This is a genomic window from Segeticoccus rhizosphaerae, assembly GCF_009192725.1.
Classification (GTDB): Bacteria; Actinomycetota; Actinomycetes; order Actinomycetales; family Dermatophilaceae; genus Segeticoccus; species Segeticoccus rhizosphaerae.
The window spans coordinates 1-10,249 of sequence record NZ_VOHR01000122.1 but is presented as its reverse complement, the minus strand read 5'-3'; the positions used below and the strand labels follow the sequence as shown (position 1 = coordinate 10,249).

At 70.9% G+C, this 10,249-nt stretch carries 9 protein-coding genes; 5 read left to right on the top strand and 4 right to left on the bottom strand.

Annotation, left to right across the window (positions count from 1 at the left end; genetic code table 11):
* Window positions 1–69 precede the first annotated feature (69 nt).
* Window positions 70–1,545, bottom strand: a complete 1,476-nt coding sequence (locus FRW57_RS11330) for an MFS transporter (protein WP_137122446.1) — start codon at window positions 1,543–1,545, stop codon at window positions 70–72.
* Window positions 1,546–1,762: 217 nt separating this feature from the next.
* Here FRW57_RS11330 and FRW57_RS11325 point away from each other — a divergent pair, with 217 nt between their 5' ends.
* Window positions 1,763–2,083 (top strand): MarR family winged helix-turn-helix transcriptional regulator, encoded by a 321-nt coding sequence (locus FRW57_RS11325; protein WP_137122447.1) that lies wholly within the window; start codon window positions 1,763–1,765, stop codon window positions 2,081–2,083.
* A 15-nt stretch (window positions 2,084–2,098) separates the two neighbouring features.
* Here the strand turns inward: FRW57_RS11325 and FRW57_RS11320 are convergent, their stop codons facing one another.
* Together FRW57_RS11320 and FRW57_RS11315 are read right to left on the bottom strand one after the other, a co-directional pair.
* Window positions 2,099–3,703 carry an acyl-CoA carboxylase subunit beta gene (locus tag FRW57_RS11320; RefSeq protein ID WP_137122448.1) on the bottom strand — a complete coding sequence of 535 codons (1,605 nt, stop codon included), beginning with the start codon at window positions 3,701–3,703 and terminating at the stop codon, window positions 2,099–2,101.
* 42 nt (window positions 3,704–3,745) lie between these two features.
* Window positions 3,746–4,930, bottom strand: a complete 1,185-nt coding sequence (locus FRW57_RS11315) for an acyl-CoA dehydrogenase family protein (RefSeq protein ID WP_137122449.1) — start codon at window positions 4,928–4,930, stop codon at window positions 3,746–3,748.
* Window positions 4,931–5,003: 73 nt separating this feature from the next.
* Here FRW57_RS11315 and FRW57_RS11310 point away from each other — a divergent pair, with 73 nt between their 5' ends.
* The 3 genes from FRW57_RS11310 (at window position 5,004) to FRW57_RS11300 (ending at window position 7,575) form a co-directional block, all read left to right on the top strand.
* Entirely contained in the window at window positions 5,004–5,438 is a 435-nt protein-coding gene (locus tag FRW57_RS11310) for a MerR family transcriptional regulator (RefSeq protein ID WP_137122450.1), read from the top strand.
* 80 nt (window positions 5,439–5,518) lie between these two features.
* On the top strand, window positions 5,519–7,300 hold the full coding sequence (locus tag FRW57_RS11305; RefSeq protein ID WP_137122451.1) for an acetyl/propionyl/methylcrotonyl-CoA carboxylase subunit alpha: 1,782 nt from the start codon (window positions 5,519–5,521) through the stop codon (window positions 7,298–7,300).
* Between the two features lie 38 nt (window positions 7,301–7,338).
* Entirely contained in the window at window positions 7,339–7,575 is a 237-nt protein-coding gene (locus FRW57_RS11300) for a hypothetical protein (RefSeq protein ID WP_137122452.1), read from the top strand.
* A 239-nt stretch (window positions 7,576–7,814) separates the two neighbouring features.
* Here FRW57_RS11300 and FRW57_RS11295 read toward each other — a convergent pair whose 3' ends face one another.
* Entirely contained in the window at window positions 7,815–9,218 is a 1,404-nt protein-coding gene (locus FRW57_RS11295) for an NAD(P)H-quinone dehydrogenase (protein ID WP_137122453.1), read from the bottom strand.
* A gap of 131 nt (window positions 9,219–9,349) precedes the next feature.
* Between FRW57_RS11295 and FRW57_RS11290 the strand changes: the two genes are divergently transcribed.
* Window positions 9,350–10,198, top strand: coding sequence for a purine-nucleoside phosphorylase (locus FRW57_RS11290; protein WP_238999397.1), 849 nt, complete (start codon window positions 9,350–9,352; stop codon window positions 10,196–10,198).
* Window positions 10,199–10,249: the final 51 nt, after the last annotated feature.

Sequence of the window (10,249 nt, the reverse complement as noted above, 5' to 3'; positions counted from 1 at the left end):
GCTGGGCAGGAGCCGTGCGACAGCCGGCCGCGGCCGCGCTCATCGGTGCGACAGCGGCCGCGATCGCGCTCAGCGGGCCGGCTCGAGGCGCTCGCTGCCTGCGAAGTCCTCTGCGTCCGTGTCGACCCCGGTGGGGTCCCACCGGATCACGGCCAGCGACAGGAAACCGAGCAGCGGGAAGATCGCGATCAGCCAGAAGACCCCGGAGCCCATGGACGTGGCGAGGATCGGGAAGAAGAACAGGGACACGACCGAGAAGAGCCGCTTGGTGCCCTCGGTGAAGCCGACGCCGGTGCCGCGCAGGCTCGTGGGGTAGCTGAGCGTCGCGTAGGCCATCTGGGTCGCGCCCGGCCCGCCGGCCTGCGCGAAGATGAAGACGGCGAGCATGATCACGGCGATGCCGAGCACGGCGCCGGTCGGGACACCGATCACCGCCAGCACCACCAGCGAGGCCGTCTGCAACCCGAACCCGACCAGCGTCAGTGAGCGGGCGCCGGCCCGGCTCACCAGGGCGACCCCGAGCAGACCGCCCACCACGCCGAAGCCGATGTTGATCACCAGCGACGACACGATCGTGGTCAGCTCGCCCTGGTGGAAGAGGTTCGCGATGATCAGCGGGGTGCCGTAGGCCACCGCGTTGTAGCCGAACGTGGAGAACACCGCGATGGCGAGCGCGGCCAGGGTCCGCACACGGTACTGCGGCGACCACAGCCTGGTGAGCGCTGCGCGGCGGGACCGCAGCGACGGGCGGGAGCTGGTCGCGGCGACGTCCGGCGCCAGCTCGGCGTCGATGCCGTAGGTGCTGCGCAGGATGTCGGCGGCGCCACGCAGGTCGCCCTGCCCGGCCAGCCACTGCGGTGACTCCTTGAGGTAGCGCCGCCGGACGACCAGCACCACGAGAGCGGGCACTGCGCCGAAGCCGACGACGTAGCGCCACAGGTGCGCCTGGCTGGAATCGGGCAGGGCGAGAAACAGCACCAGCACCACCAGGTAGCCGAACCCGGTGGCCGCGTACCAGGCCGGGGACCAGCCGTTCACCCGCTGGCTGCGGTTGCCCCGTCCGCGCAACGAGGAGAACTCGGCGAGGAACGCCATGGCGACCGGCATGTCCAGCCCGACCCCGATGCCCATCAGGAAGCGGAAGACGATGAGGGTCCAGACGTCCGGCGCCAGCGCGCAGCCGATCGCTGCGACGACGAAGAACACCATGTCGGCCATGAACAGCCGGTAGCGACCGATCCGGTCGACCAGCACGCCGCCGGACAGCGCGCCGAGGGCTGCGCCCACCATGATGGCGGCGTTGACGACTCCCGTCATGGTGCCGCTCAGCCCGAACTGCCGCTTGATCTCGGTGATCCCGAACGCGATCGAGGAGAAGTCGTAGGCGTCCATGAAGACACCGCCGAACGCGAGCAGCACCACCATCGCCGCACCCCGGCGCGGCGTGGCGTGGTGCGCGACGGCACGGGCGACGTCGGCAGCGGATCGGATGACGAGGGGCTCACCCGCCGGGATCGCCGGCGCGGTGGGGACGGATGAAGGCATAACCGGAGGTTAGGAGCCCTCGCCCTTTCCGTGATGAGTGGTCCAGATAGTGACCGTCCGGCTCAGCCACCGGCTCGCAGCGGGGTCCGCCGCCATGGATGTCTTGCGCGGACGGCCCAGCTCGCGGTTATTCCGTTGACCGACACCGTCGTGCTTGCCTAGCGTCGAAGTGCCGCTCCGGCCCCCGCACCGCACGCGGTCTACTCGAGGGACAGGCATGACGACGACAGAACGACGCGAACAGCATGACCACCGACCTACTCGCGAGCTCGAGCTGGTGCTCGACTCGCCGCTGCGCCGACGCATCCTGGCCACGCTCGCCGGGGTGGACCGGGCCGACTTCGCGTTCGTCCGTGACGCCGTCGAGGTCTCCGGCTCGGTGCTGTCGAGGCAGGTGGCGATGCTCTCCCGCGCGGGCCTGGTGACCACGAGCCGCGGCACGATCGCCCGGCGCCGAGGCGTCTGGCTCTCGCTCACCACCAGGGGCAGCCGGGCCCTTCAGGACCACTGGGCGCAAGCCCTGCGCTCCGACGCCTGAGGCCGTCGGTGTGGGTCAGACCGGGGGCACGCCGCGACGACGCTCGCTGAAGCCGCGGTCGCGGCGCGCGGCGTAGCGCAGCCGGTGCAGCAGCTCGCCACGGAGCGCGTCGGCCTCCACGACACCGTCGAGCACCAGGTCGGAGAGGAGCCGCTCGAGGTCGACGTCCTGTTCGTACTCGGCGCGCTTGTCCTGGATGAACTGCTCGCGCTCCGCCGGGTCCTCGATCGCGTTGATCTTGTTGGCATACACGGCGTTGACGGCCGCCTCGGGACCCATCACCGCGATGCGGGCGGTCGGCAGTGCCAGCGTCGCGTCCGGACCGAAGCCCGGCCCGGCCATCGCGTAGAGCCCGGCGCCGTAGGCCTTCCGCACCACGACGCAGAACTGCGGCACCGTCGCCTCGGAGACCGCGGTGACCATCTTCGCGCCGTGCCGGATGATGCCGCCGCGCTCGACCTCCGAGCCGATCATGAAACCAGGCACGTCGGCGAGGTAGATGAGCGGGATGTTGAACGCGTCACACAACCAGATGAAGCGGGCGGCCTTGTCGGCGCTGTCGGTGAACAGCACACCTCCCTTGACCGCCGAGTTGTTGGCGACGAGGCCGACGGTCTCCCCGGCCATCCGCCCGAAGCCGACGACCAGCTCGGGGGCGAACAGCGGTTTGATCTCGAAGAACGAGTCGGCGTCCACCAGCCCGTCGATCACCTCGTGGACGTCGAACGGTGTGCTCTCCCGCTCGGGCACCGTGGTCGGAGTCAGCTCCTGGGCCGGCTCCTCGGGCACGTATGACGGAGGGGCACCCCGCCAGTTCGACGGCACGTAGGAGAAGTAGAGCCTGGCGAGCTCGACCGCCTCGGTGTCGTCCTCCGCCAGCAGGTCACCGCATCCGGAGACCGAGCAGTGCATGCGGGCGCCGCCCATGTCCTCGAGCGAGACCTTCTCGCCCACCACCATCTCGGCCATCCGCGGACTGCCGAGGTACATCGACGCGTTTCCGTCGACCATGATCACCAGGTCGGTGAAGGCGGGGATGTAGGCACCCCCGGCCGCGGACGGCCCGAAGAGACAACAGATCTGGGGCACCTTGCCCGACAGCGCCACCTGGTTGTGGAAGATCCGCCCGGCGCCCCGGCGGCCCGGGAAGAGCTGGACCTGGTCGGTGATGCGCGCGCCGGCGGAGTCGATGAACCAGAAGACCGGCAGCTCCTCGCGCAGCGCCGCCTCGGTGGCGCGGATGATCTTCTCAACCGTGCGAGCACCCCACGAACCGGCCTTGACGGTCGGGTCGTTGGCCACGACGATCGCCGGTCGGCCGTCGACCGTCCCCCGCCCGGTCACCACACCGTCGGCAGGCAGCCCGGACGCCATGGCGTTGGCGAAGCGGCCGTCCTCGACGAACGAGCCCTCGTCGAAGAGCAGCGCGATCCGGTCCCGGACGTAGAGCTTGCCCTGCGCGTCGAGCTTGGCGCGGGCCTTGTCGGTGAGCGTCTCGGACGCCAGGTGCGCCGCGGTGAGCCGGGCCCGCACGTCCGCGACCTTCGGGTCACCACCCTGCGTCGGTCCGGAGAACGGCGCGGGCCCCGAAGCGGATCGGGAGGTGGGGTGACTCGTCATACCGACGTCTCCTGTCGTGACCAGGTGGAGTTCATGCGCAGCTCACGCTTGGGGCAGTCCGAGGCCACGGGCGATGACCATGCGCTGGACCTCGCTCGTGCCCTCACCGATCTCGAGGATCTTCGCATCACGGTAGAACCGCGCCACCGGGAACTCCTCCATGAAACCGTTGCCGCCGAAGACCTGGGTGGCGATGCGGGTCGCGGTCACGGCCGCCTCGGTGGAGTAGACCTTGCAGATCGCGGCCGCCTGCTTGACCTCCCGCACCGAGCGGCGACCGGCGGTGAGCTCGTCCTTGAGCCACGCCGCCTTGTAGGTCAGCAGCCGCGACGCCTCGACCATCACGGCCAGGTCCGCGAGCGGGAAGGCAACCCCCTGGTTGGCCCCGATCGGCTTGCCGAACGCGATCCGGCTTCCCGCATAGTCGGTCGTCGCCTCGAGGCACGCCTGCGCCAGGCCGACCGCGAGCGCGCTGATCGCGATGCGGCCGTCATCGAGGGTCTTGAGGAACTGCCTGAAGCCGGATCCCTGCTCGCCCAGGAGGTTTGCGGCCGGCACGCGGCAGTCGTCGAAGCTCAGCCCGTGGGTGTCGGACACGTGCCAGCCGAGCTTTTCGTAGCCCGGCTCGACCGTGAACCCGGGCGTCCCGGCCGGCACCATGATGGCGCTCAGCTGCGGCGACCCGTCCACGTTCTCGCCCGTCTTCGCGGTGACGGTGACCACGGACGTGATGTCGGTGCCGGAGTTGGTGATGAAGGCCTTGGCCCCGTTGATCACCCACTCGTCGCCGTCCAACCGGGCGCGCGTCCTGGTCGCGGCGGCGTCGGAGCCGGCCTCCGGCTCGGTCAGCCCGAATCCGGCGAGCGCACGACCGGCGACGAGGTCGGGCAGCCACTGCTGCTTCTGCTCCGCCGAGCCGTAGGTGAGGATCGGGTTGATGCCGAGGCCCACGCCGGCCGAGAGGGTGATGCCGATCGACTGGTCGACCCGGCCGAGCTCCTCGATGGCGAGGCACTGGTAGGTGAACGCACCCTCGGCGAGTCCGGCGCCGCCATACTCCTCCGGCGCGACCAGCCCGAAGAGCCCGAGCTCGCCCATCTTGGGGACCAGCTCGGTCGGGAAGTAGTGCTTGCGGTCCCAGTCGGCGATGTGCGGGGCGATCTCGGCCTCGGCGAACTCGCGGACCAGCCTGCGGAAGTCCTCGTGGTCCTGGGAGAGCTCGAACATGGTGGGCCTTTCTGGAGGACGCAGTCTCTCGGAACGGTTGACGTTGACGTCAACGTAAGGCAAGGATAGCGCCATGACAAGCCGGACGACCGCCCCCACCGACGCGCTGCCCGACGAGCCCGCGCGGGAGTGGACGATCGCCGAGGTGGCGCAGGAGTTCGGGGTCACCCACCGCACGGTCCGCCACTACGAGGAGCTCGGCCTGATCTCGCCGGAGCGGCGCGGCACCCGGCGCGTCTACCACCGCCGAGACCGCACCCGGCTCGCCCTGGTCCTGCGCGGCAGGCGCCTCGGGTTCCCCCTCGAGGAGATCAGCAGGATCGTCAACATGTATGACGAGCCGCCGGGTGAGCAGGGCCAGCTCGCCTACCTGCTCGGCCAGATCACCGACCGTCGCCGGGACCTCGAGCAACGCAGGCGCGACATCGAGGACTCGCTGCAGGAGCTGGACGAGCTCGAGCGGCGCTGCCGGCGAGACCTGAGCGCGCTGGAGCCGGCCAGCCCCTAGGGTGTGCCCCGCAACCGTGGGACCCGGGCCGCGGAGACCACGACCGGTGGCTCCCGCGGGAGGCGCTAGGCTCCGACACCATGGCGCCCATCAGCACTGTCCTCATCGCCAACCGCGGCGAGATCGCCGTCCGCATCGCCCGCGCGTGCAAGGACAGCGGCCTTGCTTCCGTTGCGGTGTATGCCGACCCGGACCGCGACGCGCTGCACGTCAAGGTCGCCGACGAGGCCTACGCGCTGGGCGGCACGACCCCGGCCGACTCCTACCTGGTGCAGGAGAAGCTGCTCGACATCGCCCGGCGCGCCGGCGCCGACGCGGTGCACCCCGGTTACGGGTTCCTCTCCGAGAACGCATCGTTCGCGCGGGCGGTGATCGAGGCCGGGCTGGTCTGGATCGGCCCTCCGCCCGAGGCGATCGACGCCCTCGGCGACAAGGTGCAGGCCCGGCACATCGCTGCCAAGGCCAACGCTCCCCTGGTGCCCGGCACCGCCGACCCAGTCTCGGGCTCCGACGAGGTCGTCGCCTTCGCCGAGGAACACGGCCTGCCCATCGCCATCAAGGCCGCCTTCGGTGGCGGCGGCCGTGGCCTCAAGGTCGCCCGCACCCTCGAGGAGGTGCCCGAGCTCTACGACTCCGCGGTCCGTGAGGCGGTGGCGGCGTTCGGCCGCGGCGAGTGCTTCGTCGAGCGCTACCTGGACAAGCCGCGGCACGTCGAGACCCAGTGCCTGGCCGACACGCACGGCAACGTGGTGGTCGTCTCCACCCGCGATTGCTCGCTGCAGCGACGGCACCAGAAGCTGGTCGAGGAGGCGCCCGCGCCGTTCCTGTCGGACGAGCAGCACGCCGAGCTGGTGCGGGCGTCGAAGGCGATCCTGTCCGAGGCCGGCTACGTGGGGGCCGGCACCTGTGAGTTCCTCGTGGGCCAGGACGGCACGATCTCGTTCCTCGAGGTCAACACCCGCCTGCAGGTCGAGCACCCCGTCACCGAGGAGGTAACCGGGGTCGACCTGGTACGTGAGCAGTTCCGCGTCGCGAACGGTGAGCCGCTCGGCTACGACGACCCCGAACCGATCGGGCACAGCTTCGAGTTCCGCATCAACGGCGAGGACCCGGGGCGAGGGTTCCTGCCGGCACCCGGCGTCGTCTCCGTCTTCCGTCCCCCCTCGGGCCCGGGCGTGCGCCTCGACTCGGGCGTCGAGGCCGGCGACGTCATCTCGGGCGCCTTCGATTCGATGCTGGCCAAGCTCATCGTCACGGGCCGTGACCGCACCGAGGCGCTCGAGCGCTCTCGCCGGGCGCTGGACGAGTTCGTCGTCGAGGGCATGCCCACGGTGTTGCCCTTCCACCGCGCCGTCGTCTCGGACGAGGCCTTCGCCCCCGCCGACGCGGAGCAGCCCTTCTCGACGCACACCCGGTGGATCGAGACCGAGTTCGACAACACGATCGAGCCGTATGCCGGGCCGGTCGCCGACTCGCCGGACCAGGACGAGGAGCGCCAGCGGGTCGTCGTCGAGGTCGGTGGCAAGAGGCTCGAGGTGGTGCTGCCCGGCGGCTTCGCGCTCGGCGCAGTTGGAGGGAGCGCAGCGGTGAATCGGCAGCGGGCGCCGCGACGCTCGAGCCGCTCCAAGGGCGGGACCCAGGCGTCCGGCGACTCGCTGACCGCCCCCATGCAGGGCACGATCGTCAAGATCGCCGTCGAGGACGGACAGTCCGTCGAACAGGGTGACCTGGTGGTCGTCCTCGAGGCGATGAAGATGGAGCAGCCGATCAACGCGCACAAGGCCGGCACCATCTCGGGCCTGACCGCCTCCGTCGGCGAGACCGTGACCAACGGCGCCGTCATCGCAGACATCAAGGACTGACGCCGCACCGCCGGCCCCACTGTTCCTACACTGGGTAGGTGCTCATGACCCTCGCCGCCGCCGGCCAGCAACCTCAACAGGGGCTCTCGTGGATCAATGTCGCGATCCTCGTGCTGGTGATCGCCGTGTGCTGGCCGCTGCTGCAAAGGATCCGCAAGAAGGCCCGCGACTCGAGGCGGGCCCGCTGGGCTCGTGAAGATGCCGAGCACGAGGCACGGTTGCGCAACCACCCGGAGCCGTCCGATCCACGAAAGCTGCCCGGCGACCCCGACTGACCCGGCGTTCCCCCCGACGCTGCGAAAGATCCCCGCGCTCGACTGACGTGCAGTCGTTCCCGAGCAGCGCGCCGACGCCCGCTGCCGGGTGCAGCCACGGCCACCGGCACACCGCAGCTCGCGCTGGCGCTACCCCCCGACACGCCGAGGACACGCCGGTATGGCAGCCACTCGCCATACCAGTGCCAGCGCGACGTGCGATCTGCAGAGGTGAGCCAGGCGTTGTGTCCTGTCGGTGGCTAGTCCTCCTCGAGGGAGTGCAGCTTGCGCGCGGCCTCGGCGATGGAGCCGGACAGCGACGGGTAGATGGTGAAGGTGCTGGCCAGCTGGTCCACCGTCAGCCGGTTCTGCACGGCGAGCGCGACCGGGAAGATCAGCTCGGAGGCCCGCGGAGAGACCACCACCCCACCCACCACGATGCTGGTGCCGGTGCGAGCGAACAGCTTCACGAACCCGTCCTGGACGTTCTGCATCTTGGCGCGCGGGTTCGTCGCCAGCGGCAGCATGACCGCCTGGGCCTCGACGACACCCTCGTCGATGTCCTTCTGGGAGAAGCCGACCGTCGCGATCTCCGGGTCCGTGAAGATGTTGGCGCTGATGGCCCGCCGGTTGAGCGGTGCGACCGCGTCACCGAGGGCGTGGGCCATCGCGATCCGTCCCTGCATCGCCGCCACCGACGCCAGGGGAACGACACCGGTGCAGTCGCCCGCGGCGTAGATGCCCTGCCTCGAGGTGCGTGACACCCGGTCGACGCGCAGGTGGCCGGACTCGCGCAGGTCGACACCGGCCTCCTCGAGCCCGAGTCCCGCCGTGGCGGGGATCGACCCGACCGCGAGCAGCGCGTGCGACCCGTCGACCGTGCGGCCGTCGACGAGGGTGACGGTGACCCCGTCGGGGGTGCGCTCGACCCCGGCGGCGCGGGAGCGGTTCATGACCTGCATGCCGCGACGGCGGAACACGTTCTCGATCACGGTCGCGGCGTCGGCATCCTCACCGGGCAGGACCCGGTCGCGGGAGGAGACGAGGACGACCTCGCTGCCGAGCCCGAGGTAGGCGTGCGCGAGCTCGGCGCCGGTCACCCCGGAGCCCACGACGATCAGCTTGGTGGGCAGCTCCTTCAGCGCATAGATCTGTTGCCAGGTGAGGATCCGCTCGCCGTCCGGCCTCGCGGTGTCCATCACGCGGGGGGTGGACCCCGTCGCCACCAGCACGACATCGGCGGCGAGGTCCTCCTCGGTCCCGTCGGCGCACTCGACGTGCACCAGGTCCGGCGCGGTGAGCCGCCCCACGCCACGGCACACCCGCACCCCGTCGGACGCGAGGCGCTCGCCGATGTCGCGGCTCTGGGCAGCAGCCAGGTCGAGGATCCGGGCGTTGACGTCGGCCATGTGGGCCATCGCCGTCTCTCCCGGAGCCTCGTGGAACCCCACCCCGAGCTCCCGGGCAGCGGTGAACCGGGAGAGGAAGTCCGAGGTCGAGATCAGGGCCTTGCTCGGGACGCAGTCCGTGAGCACGGACGCTCCCCCGAGACCGTCCCGGTCCACCACGGTGACCGTCGCGCCGAGCTGGGCAGCGACCAGCGCGGCTTCGTAGCCCCCTGGTCCGCCCCCGAGGACGACCACTGACTTCTGCGGATCATTCACGGGGTCATCCAACCACCACCAGCGCGCCGTGACGGCACCCCGTCAGCCCGCCCACGTGCCGTCCGGCCGGACCGGTGGGGGGCTTGCGGGCCGGCGAGTCGGGTGTGGGCTCCACGGATACGATGCGCTGCGTGACCGACCCCACGGAAGACACCCCGGAACTCGACCGACCCGACATCGACCCCTTCGAGGTGGCCCGCGCGGCGGCCGCGGTGATCGCAGAGCGCAGCGGCACCGACCACCACGACATCGCCCTGGTCCTCGGCTCCGGCTGGGGGCAGACCGGTGACCTGGTCGGCGAGACCGTCGCCACCATCGACAACGCGGACGTGCCGGGCTTCGCGGCCGCTGCGGTCGCGGGGCACTGCGGTGTCATGCGCTCGGTGACGGTCGGCGACACCGGGCGTCGCGCGCTCGTCTTCGGCACCCGCACCCACTTCTATGAGGGCCGCGGGGTCAGGGCGGTGGCGCACGGAGTGCGGACGGCCGCCGCGGCGGGGTGCTCCACCATCGTGCTGACCAACGGCTGCGGCGGGCTCAACCCCGCATGGGGGCCAGGCACGCCGGTGCTGATCCGGGACCACCTCAACCTCACGGCGGCCTCACCCATCGAGGGCGCCCACTTCGTCGACCTGACCGACCTCTACACACCACGGCTGCGCGAGCTCGCCCGCGAGGTGGACCCCGACCTGGATGAGGGTGTCTACGTGCAGTTCCGCGGCCCGCACTACGAGACGCCGGCCGAGGTGGCGATGGCCAAGGTGCTCGGTGGCGACCTGGTCGGCATGTCCACGACGCTCGAGGCGATCGCCGCCCGCGAGAGCGGCCTGGAGGTCCTCGGCATCTCCCTCGTCACCAATCTCGCCGCCGGGATCTCCGAGCAGGCGCTGTCGCACGATGAGGTCATCGAGGCGGGAGCCGCCGCTGCCGACCGGTGCGGCCGGCTGCTGGCGCAGATCGTCCGCCGGGCAGTGGCATGACGGCGGCGGACCGCGGGGACGACCTGCTCGAGCAGGCGGCTGCGTGGCTGG

What these genes read in the sequence shown, in the direction of transcription:
- FRW57_RS11325 (WP_137122447.1), top strand. Translation starts at nt 1,763, where the DNA reads ATGACGACGACAGAACGACGCGAACAGCATGACCACCGACCTACTCGC.
- FRW57_RS11320 (WP_137122448.1), bottom strand. Translation starts at nt 3,703, where the DNA reads ATGACGAGTCACCCCACCTCCCGATCCGCTTCGGGGCCCGCGCCGTTC.
- FRW57_RS11315 (WP_137122449.1), bottom strand. Translation starts at nt 4,930, where the DNA reads ATGTTCGAGCTCTCCCAGGACCACGAGGACTTCCGCAGGCTGGTCCGC.
- FRW57_RS11330 (WP_137122446.1), bottom strand. Translation starts at nt 1,545, where the DNA reads ATGCCTTCATCCGTCCCCACCGCGCCGGCGATCCCGGCGGGTGAGCCC.
- FRW57_RS11305 (WP_137122451.1), top strand. Translation starts at nt 5,519, where the DNA reads ATGGCGCCCATCAGCACTGTCCTCATCGCCAACCGCGGCGAGATCGCC.
- FRW57_RS11310 (WP_137122450.1), top strand. Translation starts at nt 5,004, where the DNA reads ATGACAAGCCGGACGACCGCCCCCACCGACGCGCTGCCCGACGAGCCC.